This is a genomic window from Bacillus sp. NPDC094077 (assembly GCF_050279465.1).
In the GTDB taxonomy this organism is placed as follows: domain Bacteria; phylum Bacillota; class Bacilli; order Bacillales; family Bacillaceae_G; genus Bacillus_A.
In genome coordinates, this window is the sequence record NZ_JBNNUF010000020.1 from 13,655 (window position 1) to 38,951 (window position 25,297).

Below are 25,297 nucleotides of genomic sequence, written 5' to 3' on the forward strand. Positions count from 1 at the left end.
TCCTTAAAAAAGAAAAAGGAGTGGATTATCCACTCCTTTAATCAACTACCCCTGATTCCTCTGCACCTCTCTAAACTCCTCCTTCACCTTCTCTAACAACCCTTCTTCCGTAATTAATCGATACGCTGTATTCGCTAATGTTTTTGCCGATGTAATTAATGCTTTGTCTCCAAGCTCTGAACGGGCTGCTTCTCTAAATTCATTCGTATGCGCAATTAAGTTATCTGGACCGATTTTAATGTACGGATGAATTGTGGGCACGACTTGGCTTACGTTTCCTGCGTCCGTTGAGCCGATGCCTACTCTTTCCTTACGGTTCACCTCTTCACCTAGTAGTTCTAGTTCTTCGGCTACGACGTCATTAAATGTTTTTGTTACGAGTAGTTCATCGATTTCATTTTGGAATTGATGAATTTTCACTTTTGTTCCTGTTGCTAATGCTGCTCCTTGTGCGATGTTTCTTACTTTTTCTGTTACTTCTGCACACCTTTTTCTCGTTGCTGCACGGATGAAGAACCTTGCTGCTGCGTAGTCGGGAATAATATTAGGTGCTTTTCCGCCCTCAGTAATGACACCATGTATTCTCACATCTGACGGAAGTTGTTGGCGAAGTGCGTTAATACCGTTATACAGCTGGATAACCGCATCTAATGCGTTAATCCCTTCTTCTGGTGAAGCTGCGGCGTGAGCTGTTTTTCCGTAAAAATGAAAATCAAGTGGATCGACTGCTAACGAAGGACTCGTTGTCGCTGTTTTTCCGCTCGGATGAATCATAAGCGCCGCATCAATGTTTTTAAATAAACCAGCTTTTACATAACTTGCTTTTGCGCTACCGTTTGGCCCGCCTTCTTCTGCAGGTGTTCCGAACACGACAACTTCTCCGCCGATTTCTTCAAGCGTTTCTGATAATGCGATTGCTGCCGCAACGCTAATTGTGCCAATTAAATTGTGACCACACGCATGGCCTAGCCCTGGTAAAGCGTCATACTCAGCTAAAAATGCGATAACTGGTCCTTGTTTTCCTGAACTTTTTCGCGCAATAAATCCTGTTTCATGTCCAGCTATATTGTGCTGCAGCTGAAAACCAGCACTACCTAGTAATAAACTTAACGTTCTTGATGCGTAAAACTCTTGATTACCAATCTCCGGATTCGCATGAATATCATGACTTGTTTCTATGTACTTTTCCTTATTTCTTTCTATACTCTCTTCAATTGTTTTTCTTTGTGACGTTACTCCTGTCGCTCCCATTTTTCTTCCTCCTTTTATTTTCACGTAAAAAAGCCTCTTTCTAAAAGATAGAAAGAGGCTTCTGTATATACAGTCAAAATGAGCTTCTTTCTTATCTTTCAAGTTACCTTGCTGGAATTGGCACAGTATTCATATAGAATCCGCTGCCGAGGTATCTTAGGGCCAGTCCCTCCACCTCTCGTGATAAGAATTTTCATAAAATTATATTAAATTATTTTTCATTCTAATTTCATTCCGACTAAAAGTCAAGGAATTCCTATCCGATTTTACCGAATATCCAAAAATCCTTTTAACACACCAATTGTTTCCGGCGCTTGTAGCCTTGCACATATATACGGGAATTCCGTACTACCTTCAAACATCATTTGAGATGTAAGGGGTGCCCCTGCCCAAAAGATTTCATCATCAATTAATAGGAACGGGAATGCTTTATTTTGCCTTTGTAACTTTACATTCTTTAACGGAACTGGTCCATCACTATAAACTGTTACTTGCGCCTTTGCACGCATTAACGCTTGCCATACTCGTTTATCTACTTGCTTCGTACTTGGAAGTGAAATGATAATTTTTCGTTTTGCAGCTAAAATATCTTTTAGTAGCCCTTTCGACTCTTCAAGATTCATTTCCATAAACCAGCGTAATCGTTTCGAAATCTTTCGCTCCCACAATTGACGTGACGTCGTACGATCATACATATCTCCGTGACGTTCTATATGAGCTGTTAATTGTGATAACGCTTGTTTTCGCGAAAGGTTTTTACGCATGTAGTGGCAATCCGATAATTGAATGAACTTCCCTCTTGCCCTTGTCACTGCTACATTGACGAGACGATGGTTTTTATGGTCAAAGAATAACACGCCAGGTCGTTCTTGCGGATAACTATCAACCGTATCAAAGATCATCATATCTCTTTCAGAACCTTGAAACTTATGAACTGTCGCCGCTAAAACTGGTATGTTTTGATATTTCGTTCTCTGCAACATTTCTCGAATACACGTTGATAAAAATCGGGACTGTGCTCGGTACGGTGTAACTACACCGATAGATTGAACACCGTCCAGCAGTCCAATTAAAATCATTTGCATCGCTACTAAACCAGACATAATATTAAAACGAGATCCTGAAGCAGCATCCTTTAATGAAAATGCCCCCATTAGGCTCGTATCAAATAAAACACTCGCCTCATTTGCGAATGGTTGTAGCTGTGCAAGTTCTTTACGCTCTGAAACAGATGGATGATCATATACTCTATTTTTATAAATAAATGAATTTGTAAACTTCGATATATCCGCATGCATACGTCTTTGTTCCTGTAACATAAAAAGGTTGGGATGTGCTTCTGATTTATTTACAGAATCAACAATCCCGGCATGGTAAAACATATCTTCACCGAGCCATTTTCGAACGAGTTCATGGTTCGCCATTGCGATCGGAGGCAACTGTAAAAAGTCACCACAAACGACGATACGTTTCCCAAGAGAAGCAGCTAAGGCGATTTGCGGAACGAACGCCATACTCACTTCATCTACGACAACTAAATCAAATGTACGCTCATAAATAAGTGAATCAATGGCACATTTCGATAAAGTCGCACCGATTACTTTCGCATTTTCAATATATTCTTTTTCTACTTCTTTAATTTTTGCTCGTTGTTTTCGAAGATCACTTTCAATCTCTTGCATACGTTTCTTATCAGCAGACGTTGCTTTATACGATAAAATCTTTTCACGAAGCTCCTGGCGTGTTTCCTCTAAATAGAGTCTTTCCTCACCCCATGATCCGTTCGTCGTTTCAACTAACTTCGACGCAAGTAACGTTTCATGATTTCGTATATGTTCATGCTGGCTAAAACCGTAACGAACAATTTCACCAGGGGTCCATTTCTTTTTCTTTTCAATTTGCTTCGTTACTTCACTCATTAGTACGTCTACAGCCGCATTACTATGAGCTAACACAAGTACCGATTTTCCTTTTTGATAATGCGCCGAAATAATGCGTGATAAATTGTACGACTTCCCTGTTCCAGGCGGTCCCCACACGTACGTTGTCGGATTATAAAATGAACGATATGCCAATTCATTTTTCGTATTTTTCATCTTCTCAATATGCTTCGGACTACTCGTCCCATCTACTAAGCGTTTAATTCTTTGACGTCTTTGCTTATCTTTACGAGCTTCTTTTAATCGCTCTTGTAACTGCTCTAGTAGTTGCCACGGCTCACTGTATAAAACTGCTTCTCGTATTTCACCTTGTATATAATCATTTAACTTCAGTTCTATTTCTAGCCCATGTACAGATAATACTTCCCCTGTCGCTTCCTCACCATCGAACTCAATTCGAATTGGTGAACCTTCAGGTATGCTTACTTCCGAAATAAGCTGAAAGACATATACCGTACTTTCATAATCTGTATATAAAAAACGACCATTCATGATAGAAATTTTACTACCACCTATCGTTTTCCAATGTTTAATTTCATATGCTAATGCATAATGCCACTCTTTCATCGTTTCCGATAATGAAGGAGTTTGAGTCGTTGTATTCATAAAATAATCTCCTTCCTTCTCCCCAAACATACTTTCTCACTATACCATATAACAAGCTAAAATTTGTAAGGTTTTTATCTTGCTTATTTTCTTAATTTTCAATATCATTTTATGTATAATTTTCAGAAAGAAGAATTGCACATGCCAGTTAGGAGAATTGAACACGTAGGACTTATGGTTGCAGATTTAGAAGCGTCTATTTCATTTTATGAAAAAGTTGTTGGCTTACAGCTCATTAAACGTATGGGCCATCCAAACCCAGACTTAAAACTCGCTTTTTTAGGTGTGGAAGAATCAAAAGAAACGATACTTGAACTAATTGAAGGCTACAACTCTTCCCTGCCGGCAGAAGGAAAAGTGCATCACATTTGCTTTAAAGTGGATTCATTAGAAGTTGAAATCGAAAGACTACGAAAGCACGAAGTAACCTTTTTACTAGGAGAAGAAATCGAAACATTACCAGATGGAACACGTTACATATTCTTCGCTGGCCCTGACGGGGAGTGGATTGAGTTTTTTGAAACGGAGAGATAAAAAGAGCCAGAATTCTGGCTTCTTTTTTATTACAAATACAAACCATCAATAATTTAACCTATATTCCAGTTCCTTAAATAACAAAAATTAGAATCAAATGTAAGAAAGAAGAACTCCACTCAGTTTTAGCAATAAGCATTAAGTTAGGGGGCTAGAATGATGAATATGGTCTATATTTTTGTTTTTTGGGTACTTATACTAATTCCAATCCTTTACTTAATCAAGATAAAAAATTGGAGTATAAAAGTGGCAGCCGTATTAGTTGGAAGAATCATATTGAGTATCGCCTTTTTCTTAAATGGAATTGATTTAGGACTGCGACGCAATTGGATAGATCCTCCCTATGAAAAAGAGTGGGATTTCTTTATAAAATCTTTGCAAAACGGGAAAACTGAAGCACTTATACACTTGTTACTTCTAATTATTGTTGTAACCTATGACTTAATTATTCTTATTTACTATAGAAATAAAAAGAAATAGGGTATTTTCCCCTATTTCTTTCCTTACTGGGGTCCATCAAGCTAATATTTTGAAGTATCCCCTAAACGGAAATTTTATGTTTTTTTAAAGCTTTTATTTATTTTCCGTATATGACGTAATACTTTTTAAGAAGATTCCCAACCCTGCAAAGAAGAATCCTAAGCATAATAAGCTGGCTGGCGTTCCCCAAGTAATTTGATCTAGCATTTTTATCCCCTCCCATTTATTATATATTGTTTATTAGGTATTATCCAGATTTTCCCTTAAAACATCCGGAGATAATAAAAAAAGAGCCTATTCAGATCACATCAAAATCCGAATAGGCCAACTCAAGAAGATGAATTAGGCTAAAATATCCATGTTTAACTAATCAACAAAAAGAACTTGTAGGAATCATTATCTAGAGTTTTGTTTTGCTCTACCGATTTAACTTCTCGACAGCTTCCTCGCTTGTATCTACACGTTTAACGAAAAAAACTAATAGTAGTGCAATAACATTCATGCCAAGCGCTACATAAAATGAATATTGAATTCCAGCTAATAAAGCTTTCTGAGTTAATAATGCCTTTGTGGCTGCTGTAAAGGTTGTTGGATCTACATCAGTCATTAAACTTTCAGCTTTTGTTTTTGTCACAGAATTCATAATCGTAACAAGAATAGCCGTACCAATCGAACCGGACACTTGTTGAGCAGTATTATTAATAGCTGTACCGTGCGGATTTAAGCGAGTTGGCAATTGATTAAGGCCATTTGTCATAAGTGGCATCATCACCATTGCCATCCCAAACATACGCAACGTGTAAATAAGAATAATATGTGTGTGACTAGAGCCGAGTTGCAGGTTTGCCAACATGTAAGTTGAAACTGCTGTAATGGTAAGTCCTACTATACCAAGAATCCGGGGGCCATATTTATCAAATAGTTTACCTGTAATTGGTGACATAACTCCCATTATTATCGCACCCGGAAGCATCATTAGCCCTGAGTTTAGCGGTGAAATACCGCGGACGTTTTGTACATAAGCTGGTGTTAGAATCATCCCCGAAAACATGGCCACCGCGTTGACAATTGCAATTACAGACGCAAGTGCAAACATTGGGTACTTGTAAACACGTAGATTTAATAAAGGCTCATTCATTTTTAATTGACGGATAATGAAGGCAATTAGGGTAATAGCGCCTATGATTAAGGTTGTTAAGACAATTTTATCCGTCCAACCATTTGAGCTTGCAGAACTGAACCCATATAACAAACCACCAAAACCAATAGAAGATAATAGTACTGAGAGATAATCAAGTTTTGCATTTTTGTTTTGTTTCATGACATTCTCAGATTTCCAAATCCCTAACAGTAAGCTAATGATCGCTAACGGTAAAATCATCTCAAAAAGCAAACGCCAGTCATAATATTCTACAATATAACCTGATAGTGTTGGTCCAATTGCTGGAGCTGTAATCATAACTAATCCAAAAATCCCCATTGCTGTTCCCCGTTTTTCTCTCGGGAAGCTTACTAGCATAATATTCATTAACAAAGGCCCCATGACCGAGGAACCAGCTGCTTGAACCATCCGGCCGGTAAGTAATAAACCAAAGTTCGGCGCTAAAGCCGCTAAGGCAGTACCAAGAATAAAAATCACCATGGATGTAATAAATAAGCTCCTATTTGAGAAGCGGGTTATTAAAAATGCTGATGCCGGAATTAATATACCACTAACAAGCATATAGCCTGTAGAAAGCCACTGGATCGTTGAATAATCTTTAATGTTTAAATCTTTCATAATTGATGGCAAGGCTACATTTAAAAGCGAGTTATTTAGAAATGAAACAAATGCCCCAATAAAAAGAATTACAAGCATTAAATATGGTGGTTTTCTTTTATGTAATGTTTCACTCATATATTTGTTTGCTCCTCCATTATAAACTTCATCGATTAGTTTAGATTGTTTACGTATCTGTACAAAAATGCTTTATTCTTACAGTATTTTGCCAAACTCTTCAAATAGATATTCTCTTTTTAGCAATTCTATTTGCTAAACATAACATTAAAAAAAAAGCGTTATTGTTCAAAACGATGACCTTATCCATTTGGACATATTTACCAGTATTATTACCAAAAAATTCATGATATGGTTAATTAGTCGAGTACGTCATTACTTGACGATTACCCTTAGAAACCCCGCAGACAATCGGGGTTTCTTTTATTGATATTCAAATTTTAATATATAGTTTCTAAAATAAGCAGTTAAGTGTCAAACTGTCATAGATACTCCTAAGGGAGCTCTCATGTAATTAAGCAAGAGTTTAAAAACTATCGAATCTCAGCCCCTTGGAGTGCCCTTCAAAGGGCTGAGTCAATTAAAATAAGGATTTTATTTGAACTTCATAAAGCCTCTCTTTACCTAAATAGGTTCAAAATTACCTATTTAGCATATATAATACTTTTAAGCAATTTAAATTCTATAATTAGTAATGGAGGCATCAAAATGAGTAGCATCCCAAATATACCACCACAACAATCTATCCCTAAAAAACAAATGAATCCTGATAAGCACCTACAAACGAATAAAAAGCTACGACGTCGTCTTTTATTAGCGCTAGCTTTTATGCTACCTATGGTTATTTCCATTCAAATCTCCATTTATAAGCAAGAACAAATGATTAAAGGAAAACAAATTACACTTAATAATGAAAAACAAAAATTATCTTATTTAAAGAATGTTGGACATTCTTTTGAAAATGATAGTAAGACTTTAACAGAAAGTGAAGAAGGTATTTTAAAGTTCGCAAGGAAATTATATGGATTTTCTAAACCTGATGAAACTATATTTCATATAGCCGAGTAACCTTTCAATATTCATCTTCCACCTAAAATGTAAAGGTGTGGAAGATGAATATTGGTAGACGTCGAAAAGCTATTTTTTTGTATAATAAAGAGAACACAAAAGAAAATGAGGTACAATTCATGTTAATCCATAAGGGGTTTAAATTTAGTGTCTATCTCAATCAAGAAAACCAATTTTTTGGGGTAACATCTGGAACATGCGAATTTACAACGTTAAAGAAATGATAATTTTAAAAATCCTAATTTCTCAACATTATATTGAGAAATTAGGATTTTTTTGCTGCTCTTGATAATAAATCAACAAGACCACGCACCCATTCTTTTAAATATGGGCTTGTAGATCTAGTTATTTAACCATCCATAAAAAGGAATATTACATAGGCTAAGTCTAACATTATATTTTTAAAGTGAGGGGAATAAGCGTATGCACCAGTATTGGTATGTGAATTCAAAGGGGAACGGGCAGCTATATAATAACCAAATTTCAATACCGCCATTATATTCACAGCTCCAAATACCCAAACCTGAAGGAATAAATGGTTTTGGGATTCCTGAGGATTGGAGTTTTAGAATCTATCCGGTTGGTTGGGATTCATCAGCCGATCATACGGGTTTCAATCCCCCACCCCCCCCTCCCCTTGGGCCCAGCCAATCCATTATGCAGGGATGATGCCCCAAGGACATCCTGCTAGTTGGGCTCCATTAGCCGGCCATGCAGGCTTCAGTTTCCAAAAACACCCCTTCCCTTGGGGTCAACCAGTCAATCATACGGGGATGTTCGCGCAAGGACATCCTGCCGCTTTGCAATCGCCGCCAGCCAATCCTTTTAGTTTTAGTACCAATGAGCAACAGGTGAACTGGGACATTTTTGGAAACCCTGCAGGCTGGGGAGGACAGGTAAATCCCATGGGATGGAGTGGCCCGTGGGCCCCAATGGGATGGGGGAATAACGGCGGTAACGGCCAGCCGGGAATGCTTGGAAACCTACTTACAGTGGGAAAAAGCACCATGAATGGAATCGGAATGATTAGTAGTCTAATCGGTATGGGAAAGTTCTTCTTTTAGTGAATTAGGTCTAGGAAATAGGTCCGCAGCCCAGACATTTCAACTAAATATTCCCTTTCCCATTGATTTAATTTCCTCAAACATGCACCCCTCAATGTATTTATTATATGCTTCCAATGCTCCCTCCAAGTTCGTTTCCTCGTCTTTCAAGTAAAAAAACATCTATTACCTTGTATCTGACATCTGTTCATTAAGAAAGCTTTTGTTAAAAATATACCTAAACTGAGATGCCCGCATGTTTTTGTGATGAAATTGAGGGCTGACTAGAATTTTTTTGTTTTGAGATAATTGATTATGATATATACGATACATTTTAAATTTGAACTCATATAATCCTCCTCTCACACCTGTCAATTCCAGCATATAACAAAAAAGCATTGGATACCCAATGCTTTTTATACTTACGCAAATAGAGAAGTATTCGCATATAAAGCTGGTGAACCACCTGAATGTACGAATAAAATGTTATCTTCTTTATTAAATTTACCTTTTCTAATTAAATCGATTAATCCCGCTACTGCTTTACCCGTATACACTGGATCAAGTAAAATACCTTCTGTTTTCGCAAGTAACTGAACTGCCTCAACCATTTCCGGCGTTGGTAACGCGTAACCTGGCCCTACATATTCATCAAAGCACGTAACAGCTTCGTGCGGAATACAGTTTGGAATACCAACGTGAGCTGAAGTTTCGTCTACAAGTTTTGCTACTTTCTCTTCCTGCTCAGCTTTTCCTCTACTTACGTTAATTCCGATTACAGGGATTTTACTTTGCGTTCCGGAAAATCCAGTAATTAAACCAGCGTGCATACCACCGCTACCACTTACGCAAACAACTGAGCTAAAATCAATTCCTTGCTCGAATGATTGCGCCATAATTTCTTGTGCACAAGCAACGTATCCCATTGCGCCAGTAGGATTTGATCCACCAACTGGTATTACATATGGTGTATTACCTTTTTCACTTACTTCTTTCGCTACTTTATGCATCTCTTCCATAAGATCTGCTCCGTTCGGTACAACAATTACGTTCTCAGCACCTAGTAAGTGATATAAGAAATAGTTTCCGTTAAAGTCTGGCTTCTCTTCTGGCTCAAGCCCTTCTTCTAACACAAGAATACATTTCATCTTTTCTTTTACCGCAGCTGCAAGAGTTAAACGGCAATGGTTAGACTGAATTCCGCCAGCTGTAATTAACGTATCCGCACCTTTTGCCTGTGCATCCGCAACTAAAAATTCTAACTTTCTCGTCTTATTACCACCAGCTGTTAAACCAAGTAAATCATCTCGTTTAAAATAAAGAGTTGGCCCACCAAGTGCTTCAGAAAAATTATTTAACTTTTCAATTGGTGTATATGATTCTGTATATTTTTTTCTAGGGAATTTAGCTAAATTCATTAATAACGCTCCTTTATACTCTTTCACTGTAAATGTAACCATTCTATTATTACATGGAAAAATGATGAAGTCATCTTTCCGAATTAAAAATGTTAATGTAATTTAGTTTCGGTACATGAAATTTATATCGCCGTTTTTTTAATATATCAGCTATTTTTCAAATATATCGACTTACCGACAAAAAAACGACAACAAAAAAGGAGCCCACTCATTAAAAAGTAGGCTCTCTTCCAATCACGTATTTACCGAAAAACGAAGCAATTGCGTTAATCCCGGCTGTAAATTCATTTCTCCTTTATGGCGAACGTATACAATTTTGTCCTCATCAAATTTTGGAGGGTTTCCTGGATTATACGTATGCCACTCATTCGTTCCTTCTATAGAATACTCCATATATTCCGTTGCACCGACGATTACGTTTTTACTGTCGTCAGCTGTTACATTTGGTGCCATTTGTGCAACTTTTGAATGACTAATTAATAAGTTTTTAATGCCCTTATCACGTTTATAATCGTAAGCCGTTACGACAACATCGTTACATAACCACAACAAAATACTCTACCTTTTTAAGTTCTCTTCATTTAATCCAAATAACTCTGATAAAACAAAATCCCTGATTTTTCTAATCGGTACATCATCAAACCAAATTTCACCACCGCCATACTCTGGCCTTTGAATATTTAATAAATCCCAATGTATCGCTAATTTATTCCCATTTCCTGCACCTTATAATGAATCTCGCATGCTATGGATTAAAAGCTAGAGTAAACTCTACAACGAGATAGATTTACTAAACGAACTAATGAAATACTTTTTCCTGCAGATCGAAAAAATATTTAGAACTGAATTTTCTGTTTATTACTCTCTTTAAGTTATATAATTAGGTAGTAATATAATTTACAAAAAAAGGATGGCGTTATGTATATGCAAAAGGAAGAATGGGTTCAAAGATTAAAAGAAGGACGATATTATGTAGCTTCTTATGAAAGCATCATGAAAAAGATACACAAACGTCCTAGCCGCATACCTGGGATATTAATTGCATTCGTATTATTAATGATCTTACCAGGAGGACTATTTAGTTATAATGATACAAGTAGTATGTTTATTATGTGGTTTTTTTTAATTGTATTTGTTACTTTGTGGCCATCTATGATACACATATTTAGAAAATTTACTGCTTCTAAATATGACCCCCAGATTCAAGAATATGATCAAGAATTTCAAAAGAGTGTGCCGATTCCAATTAGGTATTTTTCAGTCAGAAAAATTGATAAATGTATAGTAGCGCTAGAAAGCGGAGCAGCAGACGATTTAAAAGAAGCTTTAGCAATCTGGCAAGTTACTGAAACGAGTAAAGTGCAGCATACTTTGTTAGAAGAACAAAATACTCTTTTGAAAAAGCAAATACGTGCGACAAAAGATGCGGCAGATGCTGTAAATCATCTCCGCCGTTAGTAACAGAACACATAAAAAAGATTCCTTCTGACAGTAGTACTCTAAATCCCCCTTTCTAACTCAGGACTTTTGACCAACGTGAAAAGTCCTGAGTTCGGTTACGTCATTAGAAAAAAAGACACAGAGATTCCTCTCCATGCCCACTAATTCCCTACTTCTTCACCGCATGTACATAATGCACCGTCTCAAAAGCTTCTAAATAATCGTTTCGTCCTTCAAAATATAATTTATTTATGTCCTCTGTTGATAGGTGCTCATAAATGAGTAAGCCCGACTTCTCTAACATTGCTTCCATTTCTCTATAAGAAAAACATGCTTTCATCGGTTCTCCGCCTACAACAGCCATTTTCACCATATTTTCAACTCGATTAGACAGTCCCTTTTCCGTAAATAAGTTTTCATCAGGGTAATCGAAAACGATAGAACTTCCTGCTGGAACCAAATCGAATAAACATTCTATTAAACTGGAAAGCTCTCCTTTCGTTAAATAGTACGTGACACCTAAAAGACTAAAGAAAGTCTTTTTATTTTCAAATCCTTCATTACGTAACTGTTCATAGGAAAATCCTTTCGTAAAATCCATTGAAACAAAATGAAGATTATTTGGAATTTCAAGTTCAGCTTCTTTCATTCTTTCCTTCTTTAACTGTTGCGTAGAAGGATGATCCACTTCAAATATTTCTATTTTATTTTCTAATTCTCGGTGTCTAAAACTGAACGTGTCTAAGCCTGCACCGAGTATGACGTATTGTTTTGCTCCTAGTGTAATTTCATGCAGTAATACTTTTTCACAATATGCTGCACGAGCTAAAGGTGTTGGTGATAACTGAACTTGGGTAACCCATTTTAATATTTCTTTTGGATCATCTTGAAACTGCTCTGCAATGTCTTTATTGAAAAAATGTATTCCCTGAATCATGTTCATTTCAATATCATGACGTTCTTTTGGCGAAATGAACTCTTTGGCGATATAATCATCAAAAATTTTAGGACTATCAAATTCACTATGATACGCCCTGCCGAAAGCTGATACTAACGACGTTATACTTGCTTCACCTTGTTTCACGCACATACACTCTCCTTCATTTTCACAACAAAAATAGGGTTCCCCTGGCCAGGAGAACCCTATTATACACTTTATTTTTATATTGGTAAATTATAGCATAAATAAGTTTTTTTGTCAAGTTTTCAGCTCGTCATCACTCTAACAATTTGTGTAATTTCTAGCAGGAAGATTTCCCCCTGCACAGAAAATTCCTGTTTATAACGATATTAACGGAGGCAGTCATGAAAAGATTAGTCATTATTACAATAGGAAAAACCCACAGCGGAAAAACTACATTCGCTAGAGCACTAGAAAGAGCGTTACCTAACTCTTTTATTATGGATCAAGACAACCAAGCTGAATTTATTAACACGCATTATGAAAAATTACAACTGACAGAAGGACCAAATATATTAAAGCACGGACTTTCTAAATTCACTGTTGATTATGCAAAAGAGCATACAACTTTACACCTTATTATTTGTAATTCCAATCGCAGCAAAAACGGAAGATTATATTTACTAAATGAAGTGTTTCCACAACATAAATATGTACGTATATTAGTCCATTTTGACATTCCAGATGATGTTCTTTATGAAAGAGTGGCACGTAGTAAGCGAAGTACAAATATATTTCGAGGTAACTACTCCAGTTTCGAAGAAGTATTCAATCGCCAACAGGCTGAATCACTACATGAAGATGTAATGGATCCTATAGAAAATGAAGCTGATTATTTGTTTGTTATTCGAGATAATACGGAAACAGATTCTGTTATAAAGGAAATCATTCATATAACAAAAGACTGATCAACTCCCCTACTCTATGAGGAAAATAAGTGATTTTAAAAATTACCTAACCATAGATTATTATGCAAATACTTCCACTAGGCACCGCACATGGTATATAATAATAAAATAATCTACTTCTATATGCTCAACTCTACACAAAACAGCTCATGCATATAAAGTGAAACTTTAATCAGTGGGGGTTTTGTTCATCCCCCACTGATTATTAGTTGAACCAATCGGGCGTTTACGGACAGTTGATCTCCCACCTAACTCCCTCGCATTCGCCAGATTTTGAGGTGGGAGTCTTACTGCCCGCAAATAGCGGGATAAAAGAAAAGAGGTACAAAAATATGAAGACAAAACAAACAATCGCTACGTCTACACTAGCTTTAGCAATGATTGCTGGCGCGAACCCGGCTCATGCGGAAGTAAATGATGCTACTACTCAGCAAAGTACTGGAGATCGATTAGCTGAAATTAAGCAACATAAACAAGAGTTAGATGCGAAACTACAGCAGCATAAAGAAAATGTGGATCAAACGTTAAATGAACTTAACCAAGTTAAGAAAAATGCTGATGAAAAAGTAAACGAAATTAAGCAGCATAAACAAGTTGCTGAGGACAAAATCGGCGAAATTAAACAACATAAACAAGAGTTAGATGCAAAACTTCAGCAAGACAAACAAATCGTCGATGAGAAAATTGCTGAGATTAAAGAGCATAAAAAACAAGTAGATGACAAAGTTGCTGAAATGAAAGAGCATAAACAAAATATCGATACAAAGGTTAATGAGGTTAATGAACTTAAGGAAGTAAAAAAACAGGTAGATGAAAAATTAGCCGAGTTAAAGAAAGCGAAACAAACTGCTGAGGACAAACTGGCTGAGCTAAAAGAACAAAAGCCGAATGTTAGTAACTCGTTAGAAGAACTAAAAAAAATTAAACAAAATTTAGATAGTCTTTCCTCTAACTTAGAACTAGCTAAACAAGATGTAAAAAATAAACTAGCTGAGTTACAAAAGGCTAGACAAGACTTAGAAAATAAATTAAATGAAATTAAGCAATCGAAACAAACTGTTTCAGACGATTTAACACAGAAAAAACAAGACTTAGATATTAAAATAAACGACTTTAAACATACTGAGAAAAAAATTGAAGACAAATTAGCTGAGTTACATACAACGAAGCAAAATGTAGATAACAAGATTAATGAAATATCGCAATCTAAACAAGCGCAAGCGAATACTAGTACTACAAACAATAAAACGAGAGAACTTCCTAACGCTGGTAGTGAGCAATCAAGTAATATAGCTTTAGGAATGTTATCTATTCTAGGTGGACTTTTATTAGTAACACGAAATAAAATTAAAACGTTCTTCTCAAAATAACGCCATTATAAATATTTTTATAAAAAGGACAACAACGCCTATATGCGTTGTTGTCCTTTTATCTTTATATTAACTGTCCATCTCGAAGCGTCAATATACGATCACATACATCAAGCATTCTTTCATCATGTGTAATCATAATGGCTGCTTTTTGGCTTTCTTTCACTTCACGTTTCATCATTTCCACGACTTCACGTGCGCGTTTTGAGTCTAAGCTTGCAGTCGGTTCATCAGCTAATATTAAATCTGGATTGTTCATGAACGCACGAGCGATTGCTACCCTTTGTTTTTCCCCACCTGATAGTTGATTTGGATAATGATTTTTTCTTTCCCCTAATCCAAATGCTGCTAATAAATGATCCGCACGTTTTTCAGATTCTTGTTTGTTTTCTTTTTTTAGCTTTGCAATGTAAAGCAATTGTTCTTTTACATTTAAGTACGGAACAAGATTTGCGAATTGGAAAATGAAGCCGATTTTTTTCAAACGAATGTCTGTCATTTCCTTTTCTGATAACTTCGTAATATTTTGCTCACGAATGTAAATATCCCCTTTTGAAGGTGATAGTAATGCACCCGCGATTGATAATAATGTACTTTTTCCTGATCCAGAAGGACCAACAATTCCGATAAACTCTCCAGCTTTCACATCAAGCGACATCGGATGAAGGGCTGTTACTTCAGTATTCCCTTCTCCGTACACTTTACTTACTTTGTCTAATTTTAATAATGAAGTCATTACATCCCGCCTCCAATTGCTTCTAATGCATCAACTTTTAATACTTGGTATAACGAAATAAGTGTTCCTAAAATACTAATTACGATAAAGATTGCTGCATATTGTGCAATCATCGGTGTTGTTAATAAGAACGGCATACCCGCTGGTAAGATTTGTTCCAATCCTTGTACAAGAACAATACTGATTACCATCGCAACAACTGATAAGAATAACGCCTGCACGACTAAGCTATTTGCTAAATAAGAATTTTTCGTACCGATTGCTTTTAGTACACCTAATTGCTGTGTTTTTTGCAACGTAATTACGTAGAAGAATACCCCAATTAGTAACGCAGCGATAACAAGTAAGAACGCAATGATCATCGTTAATGTTCCTTGCTCTTCTTTAAATCCTGGAATACTTTGCAGTACTTCTTTTTTATCAATTACGTGTGCATTTTTCACTTCTTTATCTGTATTAAGTGCAATTGCACTATAATCTTTTTGGTTTGGTTGTGAGATAGCGCCCCATACATCTTCATTTACATACACGACTGGTGTATGGCTAAACATTTGATCTTTCGTAAATCCAACGATTTTAAATTCTTTCTTTGAAACAGGATCGATAATTGTATCCCCAATATCGACTCCTTTTTCTTTAATTGATTCGTCAGCAACCATTTCGTTATTTGCTGTACCTAATTTCTCACCTTTTACAATTTTCGGTTCTAAAAATGAATCACGTTCACTTGAGAAAATAGCGACATCAACTTTTTTCGAGCTATCTTTCTTTTCATAAGTTGAAACTTTCACGCGAAACGGAACTGCCTCTTTCTCGCCTGCTTGATTTACTACGTTATCTACATCTTCTTTCTTAATTTGTGAACGAAGTAATTTATTTTCCGCATCATCTGCTAATACAAACTTATTCGCATCCATATTTTGAATTGACGATGCATTATCATACGACAACCCATTTGCTAATCCTGAAATTACAAGGACTAAAAATGATAATAACACCATAATAAGTCCGATTAATCCGTATCTTAATTTTGATTGTTTTAATTCACGCAGAGCTAAAAACATTTCGCTCGCTCCTTCCTCTTTCTTTCTATGCACTTATAATAAAAAAGAAATATGAACGGAATATGAACAGAAGATTACAGAGGAAAGATTAAATTTTCAGAAAGTATTGAAAATATCTAAAATCCTTGATACAATTCAGTCAAATAATCTTGACCGAGTAATTTCATTTGAGGAGTTGATCATTTTGAAGCCCATGTTAACACTAACTACTTATAGCCAACTAAAAGCAATAAGCGATCCACTACGTGTCGAAATGATGATGCGTCTATGCGAACGTCCTTATACAGGACAACTACTATCTGAGAAATTCGGCATTCCAAGGGCGAAAATTCATTATCATTTAAAAGAATTAGAAAAGAATGGTTTTATAGAGATTGTTTATACAGAAGAAAAGAATGGCATCGTTCAAAAGTTTTATCAATCTGTCGCTAGAGGCTTCACCCCTGCCGCGGACCTATTACCTCATTTAGAAATATTAAGCGAATCAGGTCGCCAAATCTTTTTACAAATGACAGAAAGAACGAAAAGCCATATTCTCGCTGCACCAGAAGAAGCTTTTACATTACGAAAAGTAAGCGAAGATCCAGCTGAGTGGAATTACGTTTCATCCTGCTGGGAGTTTGATGCCACGCCAGAACAATTTCAAGTGTGGGTGAAAAAGTTTTATGAATTGATGGCTGAATTAAACGAGATCGCAAAAGACGCGGATAAAGATCCAAATAGTAAAGCTTATTACATTTCTACTACTGCACTACAAATCGACGAACGAGCAATGCAGCGATTTGTTAAAAAAGAAGAAAAATCGTAATACGATTTTTTTTACACCAACGGTCAAATTTATTTTACCGAATAAATTTAATATAAAGGAGTAGATAAAATGGACGTATTAAAAAACCGGAATTTCCTCTTATTATTTTTAGGGAGAATTTTTACAAACATAGGAGATAGCTTGTATTATGTAGCCGCGATGTGGCTCGTATATAAACTTAGTGGCAATCCTTTTTATTCTGGATTGGCTGGTTTCCTTACATTATTACCTTCTGCATTACAATTTCTTACCGGTCCATTCGTTGATAGATGGTCAATAAAAAACACCCTCGTAATCACACAAGTTTTGCAATGCATCCTTATATTAATCATTCCTATTACACACTATTTCGATCTACTAACAGTTCAACTACTACTCATCATTATGCCCATCGTATCCTTTATCGAACAATTCGCCTATCCCGCACAATCAAAAGCTTTACCTCTTCTACTGAATAAAACACAATTATTAAAAGGAAATTCACTCTTCTCGTTTGCTTATCAAGGCATTGATTTAATTTGCACGACTCTTTCCGGAATATTAGTAGCACTATTTGGTGCAATTACTTTATATGTGGTCGACTCCTTTACATTTGCGATTACCGCCCTTTTATTCTTTTCATTAAAAATGCCGCAACAAACCGCAACAAACACAGCACTTTCAACTAAGCAATATTTCTCTGATTTAAAAGAAGGTTTTTCAATCGTCTTTCGTTCATTAATGAGCGTCTTCTTGATCGGTTCAGTTGTTGCTAATTTTTCTATCGGTATGACGATGGCGATACTTCCTTCTTTCGCTGATTCTTTAGGCGGTGTGAAATTATATGGTTTCTTTTTAGCCGCTATATCAGCCGGCAGTTTAATTGGAGCATTATTAAGTTCATGGGTTGGTAAACGTAATGTTGGCCGTGTCTCCATTATTGGCTTTGCGGCTGGCGCTCTCTTTTGGTTTCTCTCTACGATTGTACCGTTTCAATGGTTATCTATTTTTTTATTCGGCTTAGCTTGGATACCAATTGGTGCGATCAACATATTATTTGCGACGATCAGTCAAATTGCAATTCCAAATCAATATCTTGGACGCATCAATTCAGTCACACGAAGCATGGGTACAATCGTTATGCCGTTCGGCTCTTTAATTGGCGGATACACTGCAAATGTATTTAGTAGCCAGCTCATTTTCGCGCTTGCTAGCATCGGGATTTTATTCATTTCTCTAGTATGGCTACTTCATCCGAAATTACGTTCATTGCCGAAAGCTGATGAAATTACAGCGGATACTTTTGGAGTGCGGTTTAAGGAAGAACGGGTGAAAGATGCTGCTTTGTAGCAAAAAGAAAACATTATCTAGAGTAAGTAAGTGAAATTTTATCGGCGATTTTTCGAATTTATCAGCGATTCGACATGGAATATCGACTTACCGACAAAAAATGACAACAATAAAGAGAGGCTGTTCCAAAAACAGCCTCTTCCCCTACATCTATTTAGGAAGCTCCACCCGAACAGTTGTCCCTTCCCCTTTCGTGCTATATACCGAAACTTTTCCATAGTGCAGTTCAACGATTTTCTGCACGATTGATAATCCTAATCCGCTACCTTCTATATTTCTCGTTCTTGCTGTGTCTACTTTATAAAAACGATCAAAAATACGATCCATTTCTTCTTTTCCCATACCGATTCCATTATCTGATATAGAGATCATAACGCTAGATTCTAATTCTTCTACAACAAATTCAATCGTCCCGCCATCATTCGAAAACTTAATACTATTCGTAAAAATATTGCTCCATACTTGATGAAGTAAGTTTTCATCACCTTTTATGACGATGTCTGGTACATCAAATTCAACGGCTATATCTTTTTCACGCCATTTCCATTCAAGCATAAAAATAACATCTTTAATTTGCTTCTGTAAATGGAATTCTTTTATTTGTAGAACCTTCTCTTCTTTATCTAAAGAAGCTAGCGTAAGTAACTGTTTACATAAACTAGACATTCTCTTACTTTCGCCCTCAATAATTTGTAAGTAATGATTTCTTTCTTCCTCACTCATCTTTTCTGTTTGTAATGTTTTAGAAAAACCTTGTATGGAAGAAAGCGGTGATTGAAATTCATGCGAGACGTTCGAAACGAATTCTTGTCTCATTTCGTCTAGTTCCTTTATACTTTTCGTCATCTTCTGGAAGCTCGTAGCTAACGTACCAATTTCATCTTTTCGATTTTCATCTAATTCAATATCATATTCACCACTTGCAATCTTTTTGGTAGCTTTTGTAAATGTTCGAATTGGACGAACGATATAACCTGCTGCAATTGCTATAAAAATGATACTTAATAACACGATAAACCCAAGTAATACCGCCAAGAAAATTCGCATCTCACCAAATTGCTGCTGAATGTCAGGACGAATAAATAAAGCGTACTGTTTATCACCGTGCTTTAACGGTACACCTACGCTATTAATTAATTCGTTATCAAAGAATCCTGTAATAAAAAGACGCGTTGGATACGTGGAAACACCATTAAACGTCTCACCTTGCAACACTTTATGAACGGTATCATCACTAATAGTTATCTTGCGAAACGCATTCCCGATACGCTTTCCATTCTTTTGATCATCTACAATATAAATTTCATATCCTAATTTCGCAATAGATTGTAAGTATGCCTCTTTATTTTCTTCGCTTTGCTTTTCGTATAACGATTTTACTTCTTCAGCATACTTTAAAATCTTTTCACTATTGTACGGTTTTAACTTCACTTGATAGTACACATTCGTTAATAAAAAACCGATAATACTACTAAGTAGCATAATGCCAACTGTCATAAAAACAAATCTAGAATATAGTGATTTCATTTTACTTCAACTCCAACTTATAACCGAGTCCACGTACTGTTGTAATTTGAAAGTCATCTGTCCGTTTTGAGAAACGATCTCTTAGTCTCTTCACATGAACGTCAACTGTTCGTTCATCCCCTTCGAAATCCATTCCCCATACTAATTCAATTAGTTCTTCTCTTGAAAATGTTCTTCCAGGATAACTAGCAAGTTGTGATAATAATTCAAATTCCTTTAATGGAAGCAAAATTGTCTGACCGTTACACTTCACTTCAAACCCTTTTCTGTCAATTGTCGTTCCGTGGAGTGTAATAATGTCAGCACTCAGCATTTGATAACGACGTAATAAAGCTTTCATACGAAAAATCACTTCAGCTGGTTCAAATGGTTTTACAATATAATCATCCGTACCAGAAATAAACCCTTTTTCTTTATCCACTAATTGATCTTTCGCAGTTAATAAAATAACAGGTATATCATGATATTTGCGAATCTCTTCACATAATGTATAGCCATCAACAAACGGCATCATAATGTCTACTATCGCAAGATGAATATTTTCCTTCTCTAAAACGCCTTGAGCTACCTTTCCATCTTCAGCCTCAAAAACTTTAAACCCCTCTTTTTCTAAATGGTAATGTAATAACTCTCTAATATGCTTGTCATCATCAGCTAATAAAATATGTATCATCTTCATTAAACCCTCTCTTGTTCATCTTTCTACATTCTTACATTAAGAAACAATTGGATTTTTTGCAAGAAAAAGAAAAAAACAAAATGCTATGCCACAGTTGTTTGGAATACAGTTAGATTAAAATGATGTTACGAAAATTAATTTTTTTAAAAGAAGGAACTCACCCATTTTTGAAAAAAGATTGTTTAGATATAGGTGAATTTTTATTTTAGTATGAATCAGTTTGGTTAACATCAATCAAAAACTTTATTCCCAATCAAAACAAACAACAACTTCATTATTTTAAGAGGATTGTCAAAAACAAAAAAAATGCAATAACAATAAAGATATATTAGTTGATTACAAGATTTTACGATAAATAAAAAGAATCTATTTTGAAAAAAGATGTTCAAAATAGATTCTCATATTTTAGCATTAAGATTAATTTCCATAAAAACATTAATCACTTTCTGCCTTTTTAAAAACAATTTCTAACTCTTATTAAGCCTTAGAAATATCTACAAATCCTTCTCCGAACACATCACGAACATCGTGTATAGCGATGAAAGCACTCGGATCAGTAGTTTGAACTATCCGTTTTAACTTCATTACTTCTTGCTTATTAATAACAATATAAAGAATGTCCTTCGGGGTTTTTGTGTAATAACCATGACCTGAGTATACGGTAACCCCTCTGTCCATTAATGTAGTTACCTGTTCGGCAATTTCATTCGGTTTATCAGAAATAATTGTAATGGCCTTTTTCGGATTCAAGCCTTCGATTACAAATTCCATTACTTTCGTTCCTACATATAGCATAATAATTGTCAGCATCAGTTTTTCTGCACCAATGATGAAATAAGATGAAAAAGCAACTATTAAATCAAAAAACAATAGACCATAGCTAATGCTCCAGCCTAAATACTTATGCGTCATTCTTGCTAAGATGGTAGTACCTGCTGTTGTTCCGCCAACACGAATGATTAGACCAATCCCGCACCCTATAAATACTCCTCCGAAAATGGCATTTACCAGCATTTCATCCGAAGCAATATGCCAGCCTTCTGTCAAATGAAGAAATAGCGAGTTGGTAACTACAGCAATAACCGTATAAATTGTTGTTACCTTATTCAAAAATTTATAGCCAACGATTAACAAAATCGCATTTAAAATTAAGTTGACTAAGCCTGGTGACCACTCAAATAAATAATAGGTAATAATCGTGATACCTGTTACCCCGCCTTCACCGAACTCGTTCGGGATAACAAACAAATTCACACCTAACGCAAAAAGGAATGCACCAATAATAATAAAAATAATGTCTGCCGTTCTTTTCTTCATACAGTACCTCACTTCTTTTAAAAATATTTATTCAAACATAAACTCTCACCATTATATCGTGGAACATTTAAATCGAACAGTAGTCTGTTTTTATTTTAATATAGGATTTTAATCAAATTTTATTCTATATCTGTATATAAACTGACTCACACAAAGTTATTAAATCGAACATTTAGATTATCTTAAAAGTTGTAAGCACATTACTATTCTCTTATATAAATGAGAAGGAGTAACATGCTTTTTTTGAATATAAGTCAGAAGCCAAAAAATTTTTATTGTCAAAGAATCATATTGATATATGACAACAGCTCATTTTTTAAAATTCCTTGTCAAAAACAAGCATATATAGTGTAGAAAACATATTCTACACTATATGTTATCAAAAAGTGAGGAAACGTATATGAATTCACATCATAAGAAAGATTTCATTAATATAAGCGCACCTTATTTACCACATATCGATTTATCGGTATTTTCGAAAGTTCAAAACCCAATAAAATCATCGCAATCCCTAAAAACTCAAAAAACAAAACAAGCATTGCAAACTCCAAAATCCCAAACGATGTGTTGCAGACAAATTGTTGAGCATAAAATCCAGTTAGCTCCTCCCGCAAAAAAAGGAACCGTCAAAGTTGATAAACAGATATTCACTACGATTGAAAAGGTGTGTTCAGAAGTAGTCGTCATTATTGGATATATCCGAAAAACTGTTACTTATACAGCAGTAACTCATAACAGAGAGATTCCAAATCATAGCATTCAAGATGATGTTCCCTTCCAGTGTCTTATAGAATCAATGGACATTAAAGAAAATCATCAATTTAGCATCGTCGAGAAAAAAATATTCGGGGAAGTTTTTGCACGTGAAGCTAACTTTGGAAGTTCAAATGATTTTCGATCGTATAGACAAAACCTTGCTTTCAATTTTATAGAGAAAGATGTAATAAAAGTTTCTATAAAAATGATTACTAAGTAAATCTATATCTATTCATCATAAATATGAAATTAGGTTATTTTAGAGACTAGATTTGTAGTTACGAATCTTTCTAACATGAAACAACTTAATTATTTGTTGAAAATTAGGAAGCTTATCCAAGATATCCTCCTATACAAGCTCTCTATCTACTTCATAATCTATAGTAGAAACAATAGTAGCGTTCTATTTGACTTCGAAATGTACTGAGAGAATATATTGATAGAATTAAGGAGGAATACTAAATGGTTTGCCCACTTATTAATCCAACAACTTGTTGTCAAGTTGTTGTTGAGCGAACAACTCAGCTTGTACCCCCAGCACTTGCAGGTACCGTTACCTTTACACAAACTGTTGAAGCGGATATTGAAAACGTAGTCCCAGAAAAAGTTGTAATTTGCGGGGTAGTTCATAAAACGTTAACTTACACTGCTGTTTTAGAAAATGGCACTCTAGTGCCGGGTTTTCAAGTTTTTGATGATATCCCTTTTCAATGTGTCATTGATCGTGAAGATGCCAATGAAGGGGACCTTTTCGAGGTCACAGGTGTAGCAATTCTTGGACAAGTTTCTGCCCAAGAACAAAATTTTGGATTTATAGACGGATTACGAGTTGCTTTTAAATTCAAAGAAAAAGAGATCATTAAAGTCTGCATTAGGAGATTGCCGGTCACTGGTACAGAAGTGGGGATTGGACTAGGATTTACAAGTGCAGATTGTAACGTTCCTGTTGTAGCATCCGGTCGTTTGTTAGTAAATGGCATAGGATTTGCAGGAATACCAGTTACGTTCACAATAGAAGGTGCAGCAACTGTTTCCCCAACTACAGTATTTACGGAAGCTGATGGATTCTTCCACACTAATGTTACTGCTTTTGGACCTGGAAATATAACGCTTATAGCTGCAGGTACAGTAAATGGGGTTCCTTTTTTCGGAGAAGTAACTACTATGTCACCTTGTCCATAATAAAGTGAAACTTTCATAAGGGTAGCACCTCATTACTATCAATTTAAAAATAACCCACCTCAAAGCGAGAAATATGAATTTCATTGCTATAAAAGGCATAAATTTCTCGTTTTGGGGATATTGGCATTTATTAGCTTGATGGCGATGGGGTAACTTGTTTTCTTAGCTTGATGGGTATGTATGGTGACCCCTATTGGATAATATAGTCTAGTACCAACTAGTTTCACAAAAGATTCTTTTAACGTCCAAAGGGAATAAAAATATGTTAACTTCTGTTCATAATCATACTTTTGTAATTGAGCGTATTCCCTTTGGAAACAAAAAGTCTTAGCAATTGAGAAACCTATGGGTTTAATTCCCTCTACATCTCCCCCGATTTTCCCACATTCAGAAACCGCTAAATTTATCCAATTTCCAGAATGTGAGATATTAAAGTCGCTTTCCATTTTAGATTGGAAACAAACGTCCTTATTATTAGGAAGAATTATGGTGTATGACTATTCTATTTTACCGAATAGAATCATTTTATGTGTTGACCTTCGAAGCTTTTATGCTTCAGTTATTTGTATTAAATTGGGCTTTGATCCACTTCATACCAAATTAGCTGTAGTCGGTGATGTGAATAGGACTAGCTCCATTGTCTTAGCCGCAACTCCACCATTAAAAGCAATGGGTTTAAAGAAGATGGCAAGGTTATACGAGATTCCTCGACAAAAAGAAATCCTTATTGTGAATCCAATTATGGGAACTTATATTAAGTGCTCCAATTACATAACGAAGCTAGCTCTACAATATGTCCCTATTGAAGACTTTCATCACTACAGCATCGATGTGTTTTTCATGGACATTACGGATAGTATCCATTTATTCGCTGAAAATCCATATGAATTCGCTTTGCAGTTTAAACAAGAAATATATGAACATACACGGATCGAATGCACCATCGGGATTGCTCCTAACCCATTAATGAGTAAGGTTGCTTTAGATATTGAAGCGAAGAAAAATAAAGATGGGATTGCTTATTGGAAATACGAAGATGTCCAAACAAAATTATAAAATATACGACTATAGAACTAGAAAATGATGACATAAATCTAAATGTT

General features: G+C 35.6%; 21 protein-coding genes, 4 pseudogenes and 1 riboswitch. Of the genes and pseudogenes, 12 read left to right on the forward strand and 13 right to left on the reverse strand.

The features are described 5' to 3' along the window. Nucleotides 1-45 precede the first annotated feature (45 nt). Complete coding sequence (locus tag ACQKNR_RS26250) at nucleotides 46-1,251, reverse strand: M20 family metallopeptidase (RefSeq protein ID WP_427321967.1); 1,206 nt, start codon at nucleotides 1,249-1,251, stop codon at nucleotides 46-48. Nucleotides 1,252-1,339: 88 nt separating this feature from the next. Then, nucleotides 1,340-1,441: riboswitch (SAM riboswitch) on the reverse strand. Nucleotides 1,442-1,517: 76 nt separating this feature from the next. Continuing rightward, nucleotides 1,518-3,827, reverse strand: a complete 2,310-nt coding sequence (locus ACQKNR_RS26255; protein ID WP_427321969.1) for an AAA domain-containing protein — start codon at nucleotides 3,825-3,827, stop codon at nucleotides 1,518-1,520. 111 nt (nucleotides 3,828-3,938) lie between these two features. Between ACQKNR_RS26255 and ACQKNR_RS26260 the strand changes: the two genes are divergently transcribed. Together ACQKNR_RS26260 and ACQKNR_RS26265 are read left to right on the forward strand one after the other, a co-directional pair. After that, nucleotides 3,939-4,331, forward strand: a complete 393-nt coding sequence (locus tag ACQKNR_RS26260) for a VOC family protein (protein ID WP_427321971.1) — start codon at nucleotides 3,939-3,941, stop codon at nucleotides 4,329-4,331. 156 nt (nucleotides 4,332-4,487) lie between these two features. Next, entirely contained in the window at nucleotides 4,488-4,811 is a 324-nt protein-coding gene (locus tag ACQKNR_RS26265; protein WP_427321973.1) for a hypothetical protein, read from the forward strand. 418 nt (nucleotides 4,812-5,229) lie between these two features. Here ACQKNR_RS26265 and ACQKNR_RS26270 read toward each other — a convergent pair whose 3' ends face one another. Next, the gene (locus ACQKNR_RS26270; RefSeq protein WP_427321975.1) at nucleotides 5,230-6,708 is read right to left on the reverse strand and encodes a DHA2 family efflux MFS transporter permease subunit; all 1,479 of its coding nucleotides are present in this window, start codon (nucleotides 6,706-6,708) and stop codon (nucleotides 5,230-5,232) included. Between the two features lie 588 nt (nucleotides 6,709-7,296). On the opposite strand from ACQKNR_RS26270, the gene ACQKNR_RS26275 reads away from it, so the two are divergent. Next, nucleotides 7,297-7,656, forward strand: a complete 360-nt coding sequence (locus ACQKNR_RS26275) for a septum formation initiator family protein (protein ID WP_427321977.1) — start codon at nucleotides 7,297-7,299, stop codon at nucleotides 7,654-7,656. 423 nt (nucleotides 7,657-8,079) lie between these two features. After that, nucleotides 8,080-8,720: pseudogene (locus ACQKNR_RS26280) on the forward strand (hypothetical protein). 401 nt (nucleotides 8,721-9,121) lie between these two features. On the opposite strand, the gene ACQKNR_RS26285 reads toward ACQKNR_RS26280, so the two are convergent. From ACQKNR_RS26285 to ACQKNR_RS26295, 3 genes and pseudogenes are all read right to left on the reverse strand, one after another. Continuing rightward, a complete protein-coding gene (locus ACQKNR_RS26285) occupies nucleotides 9,122-10,117 on the reverse strand; it encodes a D-cysteine desulfhydrase (RefSeq protein WP_427321979.1) in 996 nt (331 codons plus the stop codon). Between the two features lie 234 nt (nucleotides 10,118-10,351). Beyond that, nucleotides 10,352-10,654 (reverse strand): annotated as a pseudogene (locus ACQKNR_RS26290) (DUF4073 domain-containing protein); the annotation flags it as partial. Between the two features lie 21 nt (nucleotides 10,655-10,675). Beyond that, nucleotides 10,676-10,843: pseudogene (locus ACQKNR_RS26295) on the reverse strand (aminopeptidase); the annotation flags it as partial. A 192-nt stretch (nucleotides 10,844-11,035) separates the two neighbouring features. On the opposite strand from ACQKNR_RS26295, the gene ACQKNR_RS26300 reads away from it, so the two are divergent. After that, nucleotides 11,036-11,575 (forward strand): hypothetical protein, encoded by a 540-nt coding sequence (locus tag ACQKNR_RS26300; protein ID WP_427321981.1) that lies wholly within the window; start codon nucleotides 11,036-11,038, stop codon nucleotides 11,573-11,575. Nucleotides 11,576-11,726: 151 nt separating this feature from the next. Here ACQKNR_RS26300 and ACQKNR_RS26305 read toward each other — a convergent pair whose 3' ends face one another. After that, entirely contained in the window at nucleotides 11,727-12,647 is a 921-nt protein-coding gene (locus ACQKNR_RS26305; protein WP_427321983.1) for a class I SAM-dependent methyltransferase, read from the reverse strand. Nucleotides 12,648-12,862: 215 nt separating this feature from the next. Here ACQKNR_RS26305 and ACQKNR_RS26310 point away from each other — a divergent pair, with 215 nt between their 5' ends. Both ACQKNR_RS26310 and ACQKNR_RS26315 read left to right on the forward strand, forming a co-directional pair. Beyond that, nucleotides 12,863-13,426 carry an ATP-binding protein gene (locus ACQKNR_RS26310; protein ID WP_427321985.1) on the forward strand — a complete coding sequence of 188 codons (564 nt, stop codon included), beginning with the start codon at nucleotides 12,863-12,865 and terminating at the stop codon, nucleotides 13,424-13,426. A 332-nt stretch (nucleotides 13,427-13,758) separates the two neighbouring features. Continuing rightward, on the forward strand, nucleotides 13,759-14,796 hold the full coding sequence (locus ACQKNR_RS26315; protein WP_427321987.1) for an LPXTG cell wall anchor domain-containing protein: 1,038 nt from the start codon (nucleotides 13,759-13,761) through the stop codon (nucleotides 14,794-14,796). A 64-nt stretch (nucleotides 14,797-14,860) separates the two neighbouring features. On the opposite strand, the gene ACQKNR_RS26320 is transcribed toward ACQKNR_RS26315, so the two are convergent. Next, the gene (locus tag ACQKNR_RS26320) at nucleotides 14,861-15,532 is read right to left on the reverse strand and encodes an ABC transporter ATP-binding protein (RefSeq protein ID WP_016512575.1); all 672 of its coding nucleotides are present in this window, start codon (nucleotides 15,530-15,532) and stop codon (nucleotides 14,861-14,863) included. Continuing rightward, nucleotides 15,532-16,596 carry an ABC transporter permease gene (locus tag ACQKNR_RS26325; RefSeq protein ID WP_427321989.1) on the reverse strand — a complete coding sequence of 355 codons (1,065 nt, stop codon included), beginning with the start codon at nucleotides 16,594-16,596 and terminating at the stop codon, nucleotides 15,532-15,534. The genes ACQKNR_RS26320 and ACQKNR_RS26325 overlap by 1 nt, the downstream gene beginning before the upstream one ends. Before the next feature lie 184 nt (nucleotides 16,597-16,780). Here ACQKNR_RS26325 and ACQKNR_RS26330 point away from each other — a divergent pair, with 184 nt between their 5' ends. Together ACQKNR_RS26330 and ACQKNR_RS26335 are read left to right on the forward strand one after the other, a co-directional pair. Next, nucleotides 16,781-17,404, forward strand: a complete 624-nt coding sequence (locus ACQKNR_RS26330; RefSeq protein ID WP_427321991.1) for an ArsR/SmtB family transcription factor — start codon at nucleotides 16,781-16,783, stop codon at nucleotides 17,402-17,404. Nucleotides 17,405-17,473: 69 nt separating this feature from the next. After that, the gene (locus ACQKNR_RS26335; protein ID WP_427321993.1) at nucleotides 17,474-18,733 is read left to right on the forward strand and encodes an MFS transporter; all 1,260 of its coding nucleotides are present in this window, start codon (nucleotides 17,474-17,476) and stop codon (nucleotides 18,731-18,733) included. A 150-nt stretch (nucleotides 18,734-18,883) separates the two neighbouring features. Here the strand turns inward: ACQKNR_RS26335 and ACQKNR_RS26340 are convergent, their stop codons facing one another. From ACQKNR_RS26340 to ACQKNR_RS26350, 3 genes are all read right to left on the reverse strand, one after another. Then, complete coding sequence (locus ACQKNR_RS26340; RefSeq protein ID WP_427321995.1) at nucleotides 18,884-20,260, reverse strand: sensor histidine kinase; 1,377 nt, start codon at nucleotides 20,258-20,260, stop codon at nucleotides 18,884-18,886. A 1-nt stretch (nucleotide 20,261) separates the two neighbouring features. After that, nucleotides 20,262-20,939, reverse strand: a complete 678-nt coding sequence (locus ACQKNR_RS26345) for a response regulator transcription factor (RefSeq protein ID WP_427321997.1) — start codon at nucleotides 20,937-20,939, stop codon at nucleotides 20,262-20,264. Nucleotides 20,940-21,416: 477 nt separating this feature from the next. Continuing rightward, a complete protein-coding gene (locus tag ACQKNR_RS26350; protein ID WP_427321999.1) occupies nucleotides 21,417-22,256 on the reverse strand; it encodes a YitT family protein in 840 nt (279 codons plus the stop codon). 400 nt (nucleotides 22,257-22,656) lie between these two features. Here ACQKNR_RS26350 and ACQKNR_RS26355 point away from each other — a divergent pair, with 400 nt between their 5' ends. Continuing rightward, nucleotides 22,657-23,232 (forward strand): hypothetical protein, encoded by a 576-nt coding sequence (locus tag ACQKNR_RS26355; protein ID WP_427322001.1) that lies wholly within the window; start codon nucleotides 22,657-22,659, stop codon nucleotides 23,230-23,232. A gap of 242 nt (nucleotides 23,233-23,474) precedes the next feature. Further along, nucleotides 23,475-24,194: a hypothetical protein gene (locus ACQKNR_RS26360; RefSeq protein WP_427322003.1), complete on the forward strand. Its 720-nt coding sequence runs from the start codon at nucleotides 23,475-23,477 to the stop codon at nucleotides 24,192-24,194. Nucleotides 24,195-24,280: 86 nt separating this feature from the next. Here ACQKNR_RS26360 and ACQKNR_RS26365 read toward each other — a convergent pair whose 3' ends face one another. After that, complete coding sequence (locus tag ACQKNR_RS26365; RefSeq protein ID WP_427322005.1) at nucleotides 24,281-24,640, reverse strand: 4'-phosphopantetheinyl transferase family protein; 360 nt, start codon at nucleotides 24,638-24,640, stop codon at nucleotides 24,281-24,283. Nucleotides 24,641-24,683: 43 nt separating this feature from the next. On the opposite strand from ACQKNR_RS26365, the pseudogene ACQKNR_RS26370 reads away from it, so the two are divergent. Next, nucleotides 24,684-25,247, forward strand: a pseudogene (locus ACQKNR_RS26370) (DNA repair protein); the annotation flags it as partial. Between the last annotated feature and the right edge of the window lie 50 nt (nucleotides 25,248-25,297).